The sequence below is a fragment of the Janthinobacterium algoris genome (assembly GCF_051380935.1).
GTDB lineage: Bacteria > Pseudomonadota > Gammaproteobacteria > Burkholderiales > Burkholderiaceae_D > Janthinobacterium.
In genome coordinates this window covers 41,048-57,216 of the sequence record NZ_JBNYXZ010000004.1, presented here as the reverse complement: position 1 = coordinate 57,216, position 16,169 = coordinate 41,048, and the positions used below count along the sequence as shown (strand labels likewise).

At 63.7% G+C, this 16,169-nt stretch carries 19 protein-coding genes and 1 pseudogene; 13 read left to right on the top strand and 7 right to left on the bottom strand.

What is annotated here, in order from left to right:
• Positions 1 to 77 precede the first annotated feature (77 nt).
• The 5 genes and pseudogenes from ACQ4W7_RS07180 to ACQ4W7_RS07160 all read left to right on the top strand — a co-directional run.
• Positions 78 to 857, top strand: a complete 780-nt coding sequence (locus ACQ4W7_RS07180; RefSeq protein WP_436529830.1) for an MFS transporter — start codon at positions 78 to 80, stop codon at positions 855 to 857.
• 117 nt (positions 858 to 974) lie between these two features.
• Positions 975 to 1,769 (top strand): TOTE conflict system archaeo-eukaryotic primase domain-containing protein, encoded by a 795-nt coding sequence (locus tag ACQ4W7_RS07175; RefSeq protein WP_436529455.1) that lies wholly within the window; start codon positions 975 to 977, stop codon positions 1,767 to 1,769.
• A gap of 123 nt (positions 1,770 to 1,892) precedes the next feature.
• Positions 1,893 to 2,543, top strand: coding sequence for a DUF1579 domain-containing protein (locus tag ACQ4W7_RS07170; RefSeq protein WP_436529453.1), 651 nt, complete (start codon positions 1,893 to 1,895; stop codon positions 2,541 to 2,543).
• A gap of 104 nt (positions 2,544 to 2,647) precedes the next feature.
• On the top strand, positions 2,648 to 3,889 hold the full coding sequence (locus ACQ4W7_RS07165) for a hypothetical protein (RefSeq protein WP_436529451.1): 1,242 nt from the start codon (positions 2,648 to 2,650) through the stop codon (positions 3,887 to 3,889).
• A gap of 76 nt (positions 3,890 to 3,965) precedes the next feature.
• Positions 3,966 to 4,187: pseudogene (locus tag ACQ4W7_RS07160) on the top strand (hypothetical protein); the annotation flags it as partial.
• Between the two features lie 165 nt (positions 4,188 to 4,352).
• Here the strand turns inward: ACQ4W7_RS07160 and ACQ4W7_RS07155 are convergent.
• Together ACQ4W7_RS07155 and ACQ4W7_RS07150 are read right to left on the bottom strand one after the other, a co-directional pair.
• Positions 4,353 to 4,706 carry a YybH family protein gene (locus tag ACQ4W7_RS07155; RefSeq protein ID WP_436529449.1) on the bottom strand — a complete coding sequence of 118 codons (354 nt, stop codon included), beginning with the start codon at positions 4,704 to 4,706 and terminating at the stop codon, positions 4,353 to 4,355.
• Between the two features lie 101 nt (positions 4,707 to 4,807).
• Positions 4,808 to 5,704 (bottom strand): AraC family transcriptional regulator, encoded by an 897-nt coding sequence (locus tag ACQ4W7_RS07150; protein ID WP_436529447.1) that lies wholly within the window; start codon positions 5,702 to 5,704, stop codon positions 4,808 to 4,810.
• A 135-nt stretch (positions 5,705 to 5,839) separates the two neighbouring features.
• Here ACQ4W7_RS07150 and ACQ4W7_RS07145 point away from each other — a divergent pair, with 135 nt between their 5' ends.
• The 3 genes from ACQ4W7_RS07145 (at position 5,840) to ACQ4W7_RS07135 (ending at position 8,081) form a co-directional block, all read left to right on the top strand.
• Positions 5,840 to 6,583: an SDR family NAD(P)-dependent oxidoreductase gene (locus ACQ4W7_RS07145; RefSeq protein ID WP_436529445.1), complete on the top strand. Its 744-nt coding sequence runs from the start codon at positions 5,840 to 5,842 to the stop codon at positions 6,581 to 6,583.
• Between the two features lie 86 nt (positions 6,584 to 6,669).
• Positions 6,670 to 7,083, top strand: coding sequence for a VOC family protein (locus ACQ4W7_RS07140; RefSeq protein ID WP_436529443.1), 414 nt, complete (start codon positions 6,670 to 6,672; stop codon positions 7,081 to 7,083).
• Between the two features lie 11 nt (positions 7,084 to 7,094).
• Entirely contained in the window at positions 7,095 to 8,081 is a 987-nt protein-coding gene (locus ACQ4W7_RS07135; RefSeq protein ID WP_436529441.1) for a saccharopine dehydrogenase family protein, read from the top strand.
• Positions 8,082 to 8,107: 26 nt separating this feature from the next.
• On the opposite strand, the gene ACQ4W7_RS07130 is transcribed toward ACQ4W7_RS07135, so the two are convergent.
• Positions 8,108 to 9,169: an NAD(P)H-dependent flavin oxidoreductase gene (locus ACQ4W7_RS07130; protein ID WP_436529439.1), complete on the bottom strand. Its 1,062-nt coding sequence runs from the start codon at positions 9,167 to 9,169 to the stop codon at positions 8,108 to 8,110.
• Between the two features lie 99 nt (positions 9,170 to 9,268).
• Here ACQ4W7_RS07130 and ACQ4W7_RS07125 point away from each other — a divergent pair, with 99 nt between their 5' ends.
• Positions 9,269 to 10,144: a LysR family transcriptional regulator gene (locus tag ACQ4W7_RS07125; protein WP_436529828.1), complete on the top strand. Its 876-nt coding sequence runs from the start codon at positions 9,269 to 9,271 to the stop codon at positions 10,142 to 10,144.
• On the opposite strand, the gene ACQ4W7_RS07120 is transcribed toward ACQ4W7_RS07125, so the two are convergent.
• The gene (locus ACQ4W7_RS07120; RefSeq protein ID WP_436529437.1) at positions 10,105 to 10,323 is read right to left on the bottom strand and encodes a hypothetical protein; all 219 of its coding nucleotides are present in this window, start codon (positions 10,321 to 10,323) and stop codon (positions 10,105 to 10,107) included. The genes ACQ4W7_RS07125 and ACQ4W7_RS07120 overlap by 40 nt on opposite strands.
• Positions 10,324 to 10,364: 41 nt before the next feature.
• Here ACQ4W7_RS07120 and ACQ4W7_RS07115 point away from each other — a divergent pair, with 41 nt between their 5' ends.
• On the top strand, positions 10,365 to 10,655 hold the full coding sequence (locus ACQ4W7_RS07115; RefSeq protein WP_436529435.1) for a YbfB/YjiJ family MFS transporter: 291 nt from the start codon (positions 10,365 to 10,367) through the stop codon (positions 10,653 to 10,655).
• 3 nt (positions 10,656 to 10,658) lie between these two features.
• Here ACQ4W7_RS07115 and ACQ4W7_RS07110 read toward each other — a convergent pair whose 3' ends face one another.
• The 3 genes from ACQ4W7_RS07110 to ACQ4W7_RS07100 are packed head-to-tail and all read right to left on the bottom strand — an operon-like array spanning position 10,659 to position 13,527.
• The gene (locus tag ACQ4W7_RS07110) at positions 10,659 to 11,720 is read right to left on the bottom strand and encodes a serine hydrolase domain-containing protein (RefSeq protein ID WP_436529433.1); all 1,062 of its coding nucleotides are present in this window, start codon (positions 11,718 to 11,720) and stop codon (positions 10,659 to 10,661) included.
• A 2-nt stretch (positions 11,721 to 11,722) separates the two neighbouring features.
• A complete protein-coding gene (locus ACQ4W7_RS07105; RefSeq protein ID WP_436529431.1) occupies positions 11,723 to 12,514 on the bottom strand; it encodes an alpha/beta fold hydrolase in 792 nt (263 codons plus the stop codon).
• The gene (locus tag ACQ4W7_RS07100; protein ID WP_426074371.1) at positions 12,511 to 13,527 is read right to left on the bottom strand and encodes a M14 family zinc carboxypeptidase; all 1,017 of its coding nucleotides are present in this window, start codon (positions 13,525 to 13,527) and stop codon (positions 12,511 to 12,513) included. Before ACQ4W7_RS07100 ends, ACQ4W7_RS07105 begins: the two co-directional genes overlap by 4 nt.
• 209 nt (positions 13,528 to 13,736) lie before the next feature.
• Between ACQ4W7_RS07100 and ACQ4W7_RS07095 the strand changes: the two genes are divergently transcribed.
• From ACQ4W7_RS07095 to ACQ4W7_RS07085, 3 genes are read left to right on the top strand one after another with little or no spacing between them, the layout of a single operon-like run.
• Complete coding sequence (locus ACQ4W7_RS07095) at positions 13,737 to 14,480, top strand: hypothetical protein (protein ID WP_436529429.1); 744 nt, start codon at positions 13,737 to 13,739, stop codon at positions 14,478 to 14,480.
• Positions 14,477 to 15,052: an RNA polymerase sigma factor gene (locus ACQ4W7_RS07090; protein ID WP_426074373.1), complete on the top strand. Its 576-nt coding sequence runs from the start codon at positions 14,477 to 14,479 to the stop codon at positions 15,050 to 15,052. Before ACQ4W7_RS07095 ends, ACQ4W7_RS07090 begins: the two co-directional genes overlap by 4 nt.
• Before the next feature lie 8 nt (positions 15,053 to 15,060).
• Positions 15,061 to 16,038, top strand: coding sequence for a FecR family protein (locus ACQ4W7_RS07085; RefSeq protein ID WP_436529427.1), 978 nt, complete (start codon positions 15,061 to 15,063; stop codon positions 16,036 to 16,038).
• Positions 16,039 to 16,169 lie beyond the last annotated feature (131 nt).

Genomic DNA, 16,169 nt, shown 5'->3' with positions numbered 1-16,169 from the left:
TACGGGCCTGGCCTGGGTGCAAAGCGCCTACACCTTGACGTTTGGCGGCTTGCTGTTGCTGGCCGCGCGTGCCGGCCATGCTGATCGCCGCGCGCGCCATCCAGGGCGTGGGCGCGGCCATCCTGGCACCATCCACCCTGGCTTTGCTGCAAACCACGTTTGCGGAGGGGCGCGAGCGCACGCGGGCCATCGCCCTGTACAGCGCCGTGGCCGGCATTGCCGCCAGCGTGGGCCTGGTGCTGGGCGGCGTGCTGGCTGAATGGCTGTCGTGGGGCGTGGGTTTCTTCATCAACCTGCCCATCGGCGCCGCCATGCTGGTGGCGGCGCGCCGCTACATCGCCGAGAATAAAACCGCCCGTGGCCGCTTCGACGTGGCCTGCGCCGTCAGTTCCACTCTTGGCATGACGGCCCTCGTGTACGGCTTGATCCGCTCGGCTGGCGCCGGCTGGGGCGATGCCCTGACGCAAGGAACCCTGGAGGCGGACGGGTCTGGCTTTCCTGCCCATGACCCTGGTCAACTTCGGCGCTGGCGGCACTGGTGGCCGTGGGCAGCGCGGCCGTCATGCTGGCGCTGGCCTTGCTGCTGGTGCTGTCATGCCGCCGCAGCAGCTGACCACTCGCGCAGCAATTGTCCGAACGCATCGGCCTCCGCCGTCGTGCTGGCGGTGCGCCAGAGCAGCTGGAACTGGGCTGCGGGCAGGACGGGCAAGCCATGCTGGCCATCGATGACCACCATGCCCGCCTCCAGGTCGCCTTGCGGCAGGGCCGTGATCGCCAGCCCGGCCAGTACGGCGGCGCGCAAACCCTGCCGGCTGGCGTGGCAAAGCTTGCGCTGGTACAAGGTTTTGGCGCCGTGATGCTGTATGGCGGCGTGGCCGCCTGCCGGGCTGCCGGTGCGCTGAAATCCGGGAGCAGGGGAGGCTATAATCTGGGCACGTTGGCAAGTGTTGCCTAACGTCATTACGAGGCCGCCCATGCATAAACTGATTTCTGAACTCACCCGCTTGTATCTGTTCGATGAACAGCAGCACTATCTGGAGGCGGATGGCGGCGCGCAGCCGCTGACGCCGGCCGTGCTGGCGCGCCATCTGTCGGGCGAGCAGACGGTGGCGGTGCAACTCGTGACCGAGGGCGGCCTGACGCGTGCGCTGGTGCTGGAGTTTGGCGGCAAGGGAGGCGGCGAAGCGCACTGGAGCGCGCTATGCACGATTGCCAATGCCGTGCAGCACGAGCTGGACTTGCCGGCGCCCGCCGTCAGCATCTCGGGCACGGCATTCCAGTTATGGCTGTCGCTGGCCACGCCCGTGCCCGTCGCCCAGGCGCGCCAGTTCGTGCAACTGCTGCGTTCGACCTTTTTACCTGCCTCGACCGACATCCTTGCCGCAGCACCCCCCGCTGACGTGGAGCAGGTGGCGCTGCCGCCATGCTTGCAGCCATCGGGCAAGTGGGCCGCCTTCATCCACCCCAGCATGGGCGCCGCCTTCGTCGATGAACCGGGCCTGGACATGCCGCCGCCGCCAGCGGCCCAGCTGGGTTTCCTGGAAAGCTTGCGCAGCATCAACCCGGCCCAGTTCGCGCAGGCGCTGGCGAAGTTGCAGGGACATGCAGGGCTGGCTGTCGCCGTGCCCGCTCCCGTCGTTGCCGCATTGCCAGTGGCAACGTCCGCCACTGCGCCGGGCTTGCTGCTGCAGGACGCCACGCTGGAAGACATCGTGCGCTGGCTGCATGCGCGCAATATCGAGCCGACGTTCTTGCACAGGCTGCCGTAGCGGGTTGTTCCCCGCTTGTCCGGGCAGCGTGGCCATACTTCCTGTATTTGACGAGGCGAATGAATATTTCTCAATTAGCGCCTGGTTTATGCCGGCGCAGATGCTGGCAGCAGGCGGCAAGTGATGGACATATTGACGGATGTGACAATGTCTGTATTTTTCTTACCGGCAATTTGCTATTCTCTTTGGCTGCTCTCGACCAATGCCGGCAATGAAAAGTCAGGCCGAGCATCGCCTTATATTGATTCCAGGAAACCATCAATGCACTTGTCTGCCGAGAAAAACGCCCCCCGAGATTTTGATTTCATCATCGGCGATTGGCTAGTGAAACATCGCCGGCTCAATTCCAGATTCACCAATTGCAAGGAATGGACGGAGTTTGACGGGCTCTCTTCGACCGTCAAGACACTGGGTGGCTTTGGAAACCTGGAGGACAACGTTCTCTACTTCCCGGAAGGTAGCTTTCGCGCCCTTGCACTCCGCTCGTTTTGTATAAAATCCGACACCTGGTCGATCTGGTGGCTCGATGCACGCAACCCGACGACGCTCGATGTCCCTGTTGTTGGAAAATTCTCCAATCACATCGGTGTATTTTTTGCAGATGACCTACTCGATGGTCAAGCAATAAAAGTGCGTTTTACCTGGACTGCAACATCTGGGGAAAATCCTCGTTGGGAGCAGGCTTTTTCCAAGGACCAAGGAAGAGCATGGGAAACGAACTGGACTATGGATTTCGTGCGCGCCGCACAGGCAATGGCACCCATTCAGCCTTGAAGGCTGAGACTGCCAATGGCGGCAAGCGGCCACAAGCCGACGTTGCTAGCGACAGTTTAAACTGTTGACTCATTCACTGACCGCCCTGATCGGCCCACACTACTATGTTCTTCCGTCTCGCCTTCCTTGCCGCCACCCTGACGCTCGGCTTCGCCGATTCGGCCGTCGCCGATACCGCCGTCCTTGAAAAACTCACAGCTAGCCGACTCGCTATCACCCTTGACAAAGGCACGTTATCGGGACCCGGTGCAGCACTGCTGCTGCAGGCTTCGCGTCAGGCGCAGTACGTCCTCCTCGGCGAGGATCACGGTGTCGCCGAGATCGCCCAGTTCTCATCCGCCTACTTCAATGCCTTGCCCCCTGCCGGCTTCACGACCTTGGTAACTGAAAATGGTCCAGCCGTGACGAGCGCGCTCGAAGGGATACTCAAGGGCGCCGACGCGGTTGCTGCTATCGCCAGATTCGACGCCACCTATCCGGACTCCGTTGCTTTCTACACCATGCGCCAGGAAGCAGAGATGCTCGCCGGCTTTGCCCTGGCCGCAGGACCGCGCTTCGAGCACTGGGGCATCGATCAGGAATTCGTGGGTGCGGCCAAGTACCTGATCACCCTGATGCTGGCCCAGGCGGTTAATCCGGCCGCCCGCGCGAAGCTGGAAGCCTTGCGTCAAATGGAAGCTGTCGCGTCTCAAAAGGCGGCAGCCACCGGCAATCCCTTCGAGTACTTTATGCTGTCGGCCTCAACCGAGGAACTGACCTCGTTGCGCCCGCTACTTGCCGGCCCCAAAGAGCAAACCGCGCTAGGCCTGCTCGATGCATTGCTGGCCACCCGCACCATTTATCAGAAAAGCGCCTCGCAAGTGCCCGGCGATCGCGACCTATCCAACCGCTTACGTTTGACGCTGTTAAAGCGGACCCTGGAAACCCGGCTCGGCATGCAAGAGCAAAAGCTGGTGGTCAAGGTCGGCGCAAATCACGCATACAAGGGTATTAATCCACTCAACAATCGTGATATTGGCAACTTTCTGGCTGAACGCGCCGAAGGCCAGGGCCAAACCTCGCTGCACCTGATCGTGCTGGCGGCGAAGGGTACGCAACTGAGATTCGCGGGAGCGGGCAAGCCATATCAGCCGGCACAAATCGAACTTGACAGCTCGGCCTTCAAACTGTTGGCCAGTGCAGGCGCCACCGACGGCAGTTGGTCTCTATTTGATCTGCGGTCACTGCGGCCAGGCTCGCGCAAACTGGCGGGGGGCGACATTGAAATGTTCAACCTGATCAACGGCTACGACTTTGCCCTGATTATCCCCGAAGGCAGCGCTTCTGCGCAGCTCGTGACACCGTAGAAGGGGTGGAGGGCATTTCAATAATTGTAATTTTGCAATTAAACTGATGTGAGAATTAGTGCATTTTACAGATGGGCAAACCAGGTTCACGTCCGCTGCAGAGCTCGAATCGACCCTGCGCGGCTATCTGAAGATCTACAACAACAGCATCCCGCAGCGCGCGCTAAACCACATAACACCGATTCAATCACTCAAGGACTGGCAAACAAAGAAGCCCGAATTATTCGTTAAGCGCGTGTATAACCAAGCGGGTCTTGACAGGCTTGCCAAGCGCGGCATGCGTCCCTGGGATGCTTGACTGTCCGCTATGGCACACGCAAAAAAATCGACCAGAAAAGAGATGTCTTTACTATCTGCAGACGAGGATCGGAATCTGCCCCGGGCCTGCAAGCCATTCCAGGCAGGAAGTAAGCCTGTGTACAGTTTCGCCTTCCAGCAGGTGTTGTTGCTATATGGTCAGGCCTTATTCGAGACTCGCATCGATGCGAACGATCAGGCCTCCTGTATCCACCGACATCTCCAGCAAACCGATTTCGTGTCCAAAATCGCCGGTGAAATCGACCCGCATCCGTACCAGGTCGACGCTGAGATTTTCCAGCGAGAGGAAACGCGTCACCGTGTGATAAACGATGAAAAACTGCTCGATATAGGTGCGAATCCCGGTATGTCCATCGAAACAATGCCCAGTCGATGGGTCGTCGATCACTGCATCTGGTGCGAACAATTTCAACACCGCGTCAACGTCATAAGCATTTGTGGCGGCGATAAAAGCATCGGCGGTCTTACGTAGCTTGGTCGTATTTCGGACAAGTTTCATTGGTGGCTCCATTAGTCGTTTGAAAGAGCATTCATCGGAATTGGCACTGACACGTCAGCAATTCGCCGTTCTGGTCGCAGGCATGGAGGGGGCATGGCTGATCAGGCATTGCGCGTGTGCGCCAACATCCGCGCCGTGTCGCGCCGCGGCGCCATCCCGAACAGGCGCGCATATTCCCTGCTGAACTGGGTCGCACTCTCGTAGCCGACATCGTACGCGGCCGCTGCCACGCTGCTGCCCTTGGCCACCATCAGCGTGCGCGCGTGCATCAGGCGGATGCGCTTCTGGTACTGCACCGGGCTCAATGACGTCGCCGCCTTGAAATGACGATGAAACGCCGATACGCTCATGGCCGCATTGCCGGCCAATTCCTCAACGCGCATCGGCAAATTGAAATCGCGCCGTATCCATGCGATGGCTGCCGCCAGGCGCGCCATGGCGCTGTCGGGCGTCGCGATTGCACGCAACATGGCGCCATGCGGCCCCTGCAGCACGCGATACAGGATCTCGCGCTCGTAAGCAGGTGCCAGCGCAGCGATATCGTCGGGACGGACCATCAAGCCCAGCATGCGCGTCCAGGCATCGAGCAGTTCCGGCGTGACAGCTGCGACGGAAAAGGCATTGCCACGGTTTTCGGCGCAGCCCGGTGGCAGGTCCGCTATCAGTTCGGCCAGGATGGAAGGCACCAGTGTCAAGGCCACGGCCATGTAAGGTTCACCGGCCGCATTGGACCTGATGACGCCTACCGCCGGCAGCTCAACCGACATGACGAAATAGGTCGCCGGATCATAGTCAAACGTCTGTTCTCCGACCGTCATTGACTTGCTGCCCTGCAGGATCAGGTTGATCATCGGCTCGTACACGGTCGCCAGTTCATGTTCGGGAATGGCGCCCTGCACCATCGCCACGCGTGGAATGCCCGTCTCAAGGCGCCCATTCTTGTTCTGGGCGGCAAGTGTCCGCAAACGGCCCATCTGCTCGTTGATTTGATTGTCCATTACTCATTGGACCCTAACGCGGCACATCGTGCAAGGCCAAAGCAGAATCAGGCAGGTTTCAGGCAGGATCGGATGTGTCCACAAACCCCAACGCCGCTACAGTGAACGCCTCACTTTCAATCACTGGAGTCTCACATGAATGTCATCGTCATCACCGGCGGCAGCCGCGGCATCGGCGCCGCCGCCGCCATCGAAGTTGCCAAACTCGGCATGGGCGTCATCCTTACTTACAACACAAATGCCGCCGCAGCTGACAGGGTCGTCGCGACCATCGAAGCGGCTGGCGGCAAAGCCGTTGCGCTGCCACTTGACGTCGGTAACGCTGACAGCTTTGGCGCCTTCAAGGAAGCCGTCATTCAAGCGCTAGCAACCACCTGGAACACCACACGCTTGCACGGTCTCGTCAACAACGCTGGCTACGGCCTGTTCAATCCAATCGAATCCGTCACTGAGGCGCAGTTTGACGGCTTGATGAACGTGCACTTGAAGGGGCCTTTCTTTCTGACCCAGGCGCTGCTGCCGTTGCTGGCAAGCGGTGCGGCCATCGTCAACCTGACCAGCGCGACTACCCGTGTGGCCACTGCCGGCGTAGCGCCCTATGCGGCCTTCAAGGGCGGCCTGGAAGTCCTCTCGCGTTACATGGCCAAGGAGTTCGGCGCACGCGGCATCCGCGTCAACGCGGTCTCGCCAGGTGCAATCCGCACCGAACTTGGTGGCGGCCTGAACGATGAATTCGAAACCATGCTGGCAGGGCAAACAGCGCTTGGACGCGTTGGCGAACCGGAGGATGTGGGACGCGTCATCGCCACGTTGCTCTCACCTGTAACCGGCTGGGTCAACGCACAAACCGTCGAAGTCGGCGGCGGATACATCATCTAAGCGAACAAAAGGTGCACACTTAACCAGTGCCAGAGCCAGATGACTTTTACGGAAATTAAACGACCTACACCTGCCAAGGAGCCGCAATGCTGGACCACCTGTTTCTCTCCGTCGCCAATGTCCCGGCCTCGATCGCCTTTTACGAGCGCGCATTGGCGCCTCTCGGCATCGCTCACGTCCATGACTACAACGGGGCCGACGGCCCGCCCGGCCACCCCGACTTGAAAGGTTTCGGTAGCAACAATCGCATCTACTTCTGGCTGCGCGCCGGGGCCGCCGATGCGCGAGCCGTTCACATCGGCTTCGTGGCCGACAGCACCGCCGCCGTTGATGCCTTTTATGCAGCCTCGCTGCAGGCCGGCGCGACGGACAATGGCCCGCCCGGTGCCCGCCTGCACTACGACCCTCGCTACTACGCGGCCAATATTTTTGACCTTGATGGCTACAGCATCGAAGTCGTCTACAAAAGCTGGCAGCACGCGCAGCCAGCATCCACATAGAAAGCTATTCCATGGCCCCGACCATCCTGATATACGGCGCCACCGGCTACACCGGCAAACTCGTCGCCATGCAAGCCCGCGAAACGCATCTGTCCTTCGAGATCGCCGGCCGCAATGGCCAGCAAGTGACTGCACTGGCCGACCAACTGGACGTGCCATGCCGCATCTTTGCGCTCGATGACCCAGAAACCATCATTACCAGCCTGGCCGGCGTCACGGCCGTCCTGAACTGCGCTGGCCCGTTCGCCAGTACTGCGCGTCCACTGATGGAAGCCTGCATCGCTTGCGGCGTCCAATATCTCGACATCACAGCCGAATACAAAGTGTATGCATGGGCTGAAGCATGGTCCGAACGCGCGGCTGCCGCCGGCGTCATGTTGCTGCCCGGTGTAGGCTGGGACGTGGTGCCGAGCGATTGCCTGGCCATGTACCTTGCCGCCAAAGTCGATCAACCCCAGAGCCTGCGCATTGCGCTCCAGGTTGCCAATTCAATGTCGCGTGGTTCGACCACCAGTGTGGGCGAGATCCTCGGTGTTGGATTGCTGGTGCGGACCGAAGGCACTATCGTGGCCAAGCTCGATGCCGCGCCAGCGCGTTTCGACTTTGGTGCCGGCCTGGTGGATAGTGTGCCCCTGTCATTCGGCGACCTGGTCACTGCATGGAAGTCGACCGGGATTCCGAATATCGCCATGTTCGTCAACATAAAAGAGAACGTCATGCCGGAAGGCGTCGCTGCCATGCCTGAAGGTCCATCGCTGGAAGAACGCGTTGCCAACCGCGCCTGTGCCGTCGCTGAAGTAACAGGCATTGATGGCGCCGTGGTGCGCGCGCGTATTGATACCGTCAACGGTTATTCATACACGCCGCTGGCTGCCGTCGAAGCGCTGCGTCTGGTGGCGGCAGGTCAATTCAAAGCTGGTTTCCAGACTCCGGCCACCGTGTTTGGCGCCGGTTTTGCCGTCTCGATTGCAGACACCCGCATTGTTGACATGGTCTGAAGTCCCATGTCAGCGGCATCCTGAAATCAGCGCGCCATTTCCCTTGCCAAGGTCAAAACCAGCTGCTCCGCCCCCATTTCTCGCGCCAGCGGCGCGCCCTGGCCGGCCCATTGCGCGGCAAATTCGCTGTCGCCGTGCTGGCTTGCCAGCGCGTTCAATTGTTTGGCGGCATCGTAGGCGACAGGGTAGGCGGCCGGCGGCGGGCTGCCTGGCGCTTCGCCGTGTTCGATCAAACGGTTCAGCATGCCGCGCGCCAGGCGGCCCGAGAGCACGCTGGTCAGGCGGGTGGCCGCCGCCCGCCCGCTTTTCAGCTTGGCGCGGTAGTCCGCATTGGCCGACGATTCCGGGCACAGCACGAACGCCGTGCCCAGTTGGGCGGCCACGGCGCCCAGGTCCAGCGCGGCGCGGATGCCTAGGCCATCCATGATGCCGCCGGCGGCGATGAGGGGCAGGGCGGTGCGGCCCGCCAACAGACGCAGCAGCACTGACGTGCTGTGACGCTCGTCCGGCGCTTGCGGATCGAAGACGCCGCGATGGCCGCCCGCTTCCACGCCTTGCGCCACGATGGCGTCGACACCCGCCTGTTCGATCAGGGCCGCTTCGCGCAGATTGGTGGCCGTCGCCATTGTGTAGATGCCGGCCTGGCGCAGGGTGGCGATTTGCTGTGTCGTCGGCAAGCCGAAATGAAAGCTGACGACGGCGGGGCGCTGTTCCAGCAACAGGGCGAATGCCGGTTCATCGCCGATAAAGGTTGTATAGATCTCGTCGAGTTCCACCGGCAAGGCCGCACCCAGCTCCGCAAACAGGGGTGCCAGATGGGCCAGCCAAGCAGCTTCGCGCCGCGCATCCCTCACCGCCGGCGCATGGCAAAACACATTCACATTAAAGGGGCCGTCGGTCAGCGCGCGCGTGTCGGCTATCACTTGGCGCGCCTGCGCCACGGTGCCCGCTCCGATAGCCAGCGAACCGAGGCCGCCCGCATTCGAGACAACGGCGGCCAGGCGCGGCGTGGAGACGCCCGCCATCGGCGCCTGGATGATGGGGTACCGCAAGCCGAGGCGGTCGAGGAAGCGCTGGGACGAGGTCATGCTGTTTCCTTCATGAAGTTGAGGATGCCGTGTCGTACGCATATTCGTATTCTTATTTTGAGAATATAATATCACAATCATTTCAAAAGAAAGAACATGATGGATATGGAGTCATTGACGATTTTTTGTGCCGTGGCCAGTGAACTGAGCGTCACCCAGGCCGCAGCGCGGCTGGGCCGCGCGCCGTCCAGCGTCACCACGCGCATCCAGCAACTGGAAGCCGATATCGGCGCCGAACTGTTCGTGCGCACCAACAAGCGCATGGCCCTGACGGCGGCGGGCGAGCGCTTTCTCGAGTATGCACAGCGCCTGCTGGCGCTGGCGGAAGAGGCCAGGCATGTCGTCACTGGCGGGCGCGAGGGTGGCACCTTGCGCGTCGGCAGCATGGAAAGCACGGCGGCCAGCCGCTTGCCGGCGCTGCTGGCCGCGTATCACGCCCGCTATCCGGCGACGCGCCTGGCGCTGAGCACGGGGCCATCGCGGCCCCTGATCGAGCAGGTACGCACGGGCTTGCTTGACTGCGCCTTCGTGGCCTTGCCGCCATCGTTCGGCGGCGCTGCCGCCTTGGTGGAGCTGGGCCTGGCATCGGCAGCCGTGTGGCGCGAGGAACTGTGTTTGCTGCTGCCGGCCAGCGAAACGCAGGCGCGCCGCGCCGTGGATGTGCGCACGCGCTCGCTGGCGGCCTTCCCGCAGGGCTGCACCTACCGCGGCATCGCCGAAGAGGTGCTGGGCGTGGCCGGCAGCACGCAGTGGCGGGTGCAGGAAATGAGTTCGTATCACACCATGATCGCCTGCGTGGCGGCCGGCGCCTGCGTGACCTTGTTGCCGGCCAGCGTGCTGGCGCTGTCCGATGCGCCGGCCACCCTGAAGACGCTTTCCGTAGGGCAAGCCGACACTCTGCTGGTGTGGCGCGCGGGATTCGACGTGCCCGCCTTTCAATACTTGCTGGCGCAAGTGGGCGAGATGGCGCCGTGAACGCGCCGGCAAGGCTGCGCGCGGCCATCGCAGGGGCGGCCATCCTCGCCATCGGCATGGGCTTCGGCCGCTTCGCCTTCACGGCCAACTATGCCGGTTACTTGCTGGGCGCCATCCTGGCCATGCGTGCGCAGGCCCACAGCGCGCACCGCCCGCACCCGCTGCGTCGACGCTGGCACCGGAGGCACCGGCTACACGAGCGCCTCGGCACGCGCCAGGCGTGGCGCTGCCCGTGCAGGCGCTCTTGGCCGCCGGCTATCTGCTCAGCGCCATCCTCGGCGGCGGCACGTTTGTCGGCACGGTGACCATCGCCATGCCGGCCGCGCAGCGGGCCGCCGGCAAAGCGGGCGCCAGCATGATGGCCATCATGACGGTGGTGTATGGCGTGGGCCAGATCATCGGCCCCGTGCTGGCGGGCAGCCTGTATGCGCAATCGCACAGTTTCAACAGCGCACTATTGGCGGCGGCCGGCGCGTTGCTGCTGGCTATTGCCGTGAGCCTGCGCTTGTAAAAATCAGAGATCGAATGCGCAGCGCATGAAGTCGCCCCGCAGCGCGTTGATCCTGGCGAAATCGCGTGTGTAGTACAGCTTGTTCGTCAGCAGCAGCGCATAGCGGCCGCGCCGGGGGCTGAGCCACAGGGCGGTGCCGGTGAAGCCCAGATGGCACCAGACGTCGTCTTCGGGCCTGGTGCCTGCCGCCGGGTGCCAGAACAGGCCGCGCGAGGGAGTCAGGGCACCGGTCTGCACCGTCAGCGAGGCGCGCACCCAGTCGGCGTCCAACACCTCGCCGTGGCGTCCCGCTTGCGGCGCCAGCATTGCCAGCAGGAAGCGCTGCAGGTCGGGTACGTTCGAAAACAGCCCGGAGATGCCGCACACGCCGCCCAGCAGCCGGGTCGAAAAATCATGCGTCACGCCGGAAAGGTGCGCGCCCGCCTGCTCGCAATACTCGGTGGGCGCGACCTGCTTGCCATGCGCAGCTGCCAGCGGGCCAAAGCCCGTGGCGGCCATGCCCAGCGGCCGCAGGACATGCTCGGCCAGGGCCTGGTCCAGGGGCAGGCCCAGCAGCCGCTCGATGACCAGGCCGAGGATCAGTGCCGCGCGGTCCGTGTATTCGACGGCCTGGCCCGGCGTGCCTTCCAGCGGTTCGCGCAGCACGCCGCGCACGATATCGTCGTACACCTCGCCATAGCTGGCGCGCAGGCGGGCGCGCAGCGGCAAGCCGGCCGTATGGGTGAGCAGCTGGAACATGGTGATGGGCGCCAGCGCATGGCCAGCCGTGCCGGGCAGCACGTCGGCCAGGCAGCTGTCCAGGCGCAGGCGATTGCGGCGCACCACCCAGCCCGTCAGCGACCATACGCTGATGATCTTGGTCAGCGAAGCGATGTCGAACAAGGTGTCGACTTGCATCGCGGCACTGGCGGGCTCGGGCGTGAGCCGTCCGGCCGCGCCTGCCACGCTGTGATGGATGGTGCCTATGGCCCAGGCCGCGCCTGGGAAAATGTGTTCCTGCACGCCGGCCTGCACCAGTTCTGCCAGTTGGCCGCCCGGCGCGGCCGGATCGTCTGTTATCTGCATGCTCATCGTGATGTTGTTTTCAGCTCATGTTCTGGCGCTGCCACCCCCAGCCAGCGCGCCACCGATAGCGCCACCCACAGTCCCTCGTCCAAGGGCAGGTCGTGGCCCGCGTCACGGTGAATCAGGCAGTCCGCCTGCCAGGCGCGCGCCAGTTGCTGCGAGCAGCGGTGGTCGACCAATTGATCTTGCGCGCCGGCCATTACCAGCACGGGCATGGCGGGGCGGCTGGCGGGGGCGCGGTAGCGGGCGGCCGACAGCAGCTGGCGCAGCGCGTTGCGGCGGCTGACGGGGTATTCCTGCTGATATGCATACCAGTCGGCCAGCAGCGCGGGGTTGCCTTGTGCATATCGGCGGCTGGTCAGGCGCAGGATCAGCGCTTCCTGGCTGTGTGCATCGCCCAGCAGCAGCTGGCGCAGCAGGGCAGCGTAGTTTTGCCAGCGCAGGCGCCGGTAAAACGGACTGTACGGCCGCATGCTGGTGTTGAGCAGCACGCAGCGGGCAATTTCCTGCGGGTAGCGACTGGCCCATTCCACGGCCACCATGCCGCCCAGCGACAGGGCCAGCAAGTGGTACGGTGCAGCGATGCCGCGCGCCAGCATTTCCTGACGGCAGGCTTCCACCATGTCTGCCACGCGGGTGGCGCTGTAATGCGCGTGGCGCCTGCCATTGCCGGGCAAATCGGGCGTGATAATGTTGGCGCCGGGCAAGGCGCGCGCGAGGCTGGAGGGAAACTCGCCCCAGTGGCGCTGTTCGCGCATCAGGCCGCGCAATAAAATCCAGGTGGGCGTCGTCATGATTCGTACCATTGCATGAGCGCGCGCCGGCGCTGCGCTTTGCGCAGCAAGCCTTCCGGCATCCAGCGGCCGTGGCTGCTGGCGGCGCGCATGAGGAAATCGAACCACACCAGGTGCCGCCGCAGCACGCGCTGCAAGCGGTGCGCAGCCGTGGGGTTGAAGATGCTGACTCGGTTGAACAACTGGCGCGGGTTTTTCTTGACCCACAGCCACGAGCCCATTTCCAGGGTCAGCGGCAGGAACACGCGCCCGCTGTAACTGGTGCCGTTCAGGTACAGATAGTCCCACAGGTCGCCATGCGTGCGGTACTGGCGGCTTTGCGGCTCGAACACATAGTTGTGGTTGGGGTAGCTTTGGCTGAACAGCTCTTCCAGCGCGCCGATCTCGGCCAGGTGTTTGATCGGCACCTTGGTATGTGCATGGGGAAACCAGATGCGGTCGCGCAAGCCGAAACCGGAATGACAATCGAGGGCGATGCTGAACTGGCGCGACAGCAATTCGCGCTCGACGAGGTTGCACACGGCTTGGCTTTCCAGTTCCATCGGTCCCCCGGCCGCGCCACGGTACCAGGGCAGACGGGCGCTGTAACGCTGTCCGCCCAGCATGAACGGCACTTTTTCGCGCGCGCTGAGCGGTGCGTTGCGCATCAGGTCCACGCCGCGCGGATTGCAGCGCGTGGCTTGCCACATGCCGCCCGGATTGACCAAGGGCATGAACACCAGGCGCATGCTTTCCAGCTGCTGATGCAGGGTGGCGTCCCAGCGCAGGCGCGCGATCAGGCTTTCCAGGAAGGACAGGAGCACTTGCGTGCCGATGCGTTCGAGGCCGTGGATGCCGCCAAAAAAGCCCAGCACGGGCACGTCAGGGCTGGGGTTGCCCAGCGCGATTGTGTACACGGGAAATTCGCGCCCATCCATGGCGATGCTGCAGGGCGCGGCCACTTCCAGGTGGCTGCCACCCTCGTCGATGAGGCGTTTCAACATGACCAGCTCGGGCAGATTCTTTTCGATCATCAGGCGTCTGAAAGGGAAAGTGACAGCCAGTGTAGCCGAAATAACTGCCGCACCAGACGTCCCGCATGGCGAAATATATGGATAGCAAGCATGTCACGAAGCCGTCATTTTTTCTGTGTAGGCTATTGCAGTTGACGCAAGAATTGTTACTTGGCAATGCCCCATTTCCACGCAGTTCCACCCTCACACGATAGCGACACGATAGCGATATGACAGGCAGCCCGGCATCCGTCCATGTGCTCGCGCTGGCGGGATACCTGGTTCTGCTGGGCTTCCTGACCGCGGTGGGGCCAGTGCGGGCGCAGTCGGCCGAGGGTTCCGTGCTGCAGTTCGACATTGCCGCGCAAAACCTCGGCGATGCGCTCGACCTGTACAGCCGCCGCACGGGCATCGCCGTGCTGATGGATCAGCGCTACGCGCAGCGTCAGTCGGCCGCCGTACGCGGCGCGTATGCGGCAGGCGCGGCCCTGCAAGTCTTGCTGGAGGGCACGGGGCTGCTATCGCGCCTGTCCGACGCGCAAGCCGTCATCGTGTATGCCCCTGCCGGCACTCCGGCTGCAGCGGCGGCGGACTTGCCGCCGGCCGCCGTCGTGGCCGCCGCCGACATCCCCGGCGCCCTGCAGGGCGGCAGCGACCATGCAGCCTATGTGAGCCGGCTGCAGCATGTGCTGCTGGGGCTGCTGTGCCGCGCGGCGCAGACGCGTCCCGGCGGCTACCGCCTGGCCCTGCAGCTGTATCTGAACCGCGCCGGGGTGGTGGACCGCGTGCACTTGCTTGACAGCACGGGACTGCGCGCGCGCGACACGGCCATCGCGCGCGTGGTGCTGGGCATGCGCGTGGGCGCGCCGCCGCTGCCTTCGATGCCGCAGCCCGTCTCCATCCTGCTGCTGCCGCAAGGGCCGGGCAGCGAAGTCGATTGCGCCGCCAGCGCGCCGGGTAGGGCCGCCCCATGAGCATGCCCGACCTGCGCACCAAGCTCAAACGCCACCTCAGTTCGCGCTACGCCGTGCTGCGCTGGCGCCTCGAACGCGTGGTCGGCTGCAAGCACAATGCGGCCGATGCGCTGCAGGAAACCTGGTTGCGGCTCGAAGCGATGGTGGCACCTGGCCCCGCCGCCGCGCCCATCCACAATCCCGACGCCTATCTGCTGCGCATGGCGGCCAATATCGCCACCGATGCCTACCGCCGCGACCACATCATCGTCACCGAGCGCGAACGCGAAGAGCTGATGCACATGGCCGACGAGATTGGCGACGACATCAGCGATCCCGCGCGCATCGTCTCGGCGCGTCTCGACGTGCAGGCGCTCGACGTGGCGCTGGCGGGCCTGTCGCCACGCCGCCGCGCCATCCTGACGGCGGCGCGCATCGATGGCATGCTCAACGCGGAGATTGCCGAGCGCTTCGGCATTTCCGTGGCGATGGTGAAGAAAGAATTGCAGGCCGCCATGCAACACTGTAAAACGTGCATGGCCGACGCCGAGGCCGCCCAGCGCAGCGATGTGTCGGGCCGCCGTAAATATTGATGAATCCCATGACTGCTCCTGACCGCGATCCACGCGACCCTCTAGATCATGCCGACACCGCCATCGGCCAGCAAGCCGCTGCCTGGTGGGCGCGGCTGCGTTCCGACGATTTTACGCAGGCCGACGCCGACGCCTTGCGCGCCTGGTGCGCGCGCAGCCCCGACCATGCGCGCGCCTGGCGCGAACTCAAACAAGTGTGGCAGGCGCTCGATCCAGCGTTGACCCATGCCGCCGCCGCTGCGCCACAGCGGGCGAACGTGCTGGCGTTTCCCGTCCGGCCGGGGCGGCGTGCTTTTCTGGGCGGCGCGCTGGCGGCCGGCGTGGCCGTGCTGGCGCTGCGTCCACCGCTGGGGGCCTGGCCTTCGCTGCAAGAGTTGAGCGCTGACTACCGCACGGGTACGGGCGAGCAGCGGCAAGTGGCCCTGTCGCAACAGATGACGGTGCAGATGAATACGCAGACGCGCATCAATGTGCGGGCGCCGGAAGCTATCGAACTGCTGGGTGGCGAGGCGGAAATCCTGGCCAGCGGCGCGCGCCAGCCCGTGACGGTGCTGGCGGGAGCGGGGCGCTTGCTGGCGCAGTCGGCTCGCTTCAATGTGCGTCACACGGACGACGTCGTTTGCGTGACTTGCCTGGCGGGCGCCGTGGACGTGCTGTGGCAACAGCGGCGCCAGACCCTCGATGCAGGGCAGCAACTGGTGTACGACGACCGGAGCGCGCAGGCGGTCACGGCCGCGCCGACGCAGGAGGCGAGCGCCTGGCGCACGGGCGCGCTGTCGTTTGTCGGCAAACCGCTGTCCCAGGTAGTCGATGAAATCAACCGCTACCGGCCCGGCCGGGTGCTGCTGCGCAATCCCGAACTGGGCCGCCGCCTGGTGCGCATGCGCTTTTCCATCGGGCAAACCGATGGCGCGCTGGCGATGATACGCGACCTGTATGGGGCGCAAATGACCAGCTTGCCGGGCGGCATCGTGCTGCTCAGCTGATTCCGGGTTTCTCTGCGGGGGCTGGTCAAAAATATTTTTCAAAAAACATTATCCCTTCCGCCATCGAGCTACGTCATGGAGGCATGGACGCCTGCGCCACCGCCAGGCTCCGTTCCCTACTCTCTAGCCAG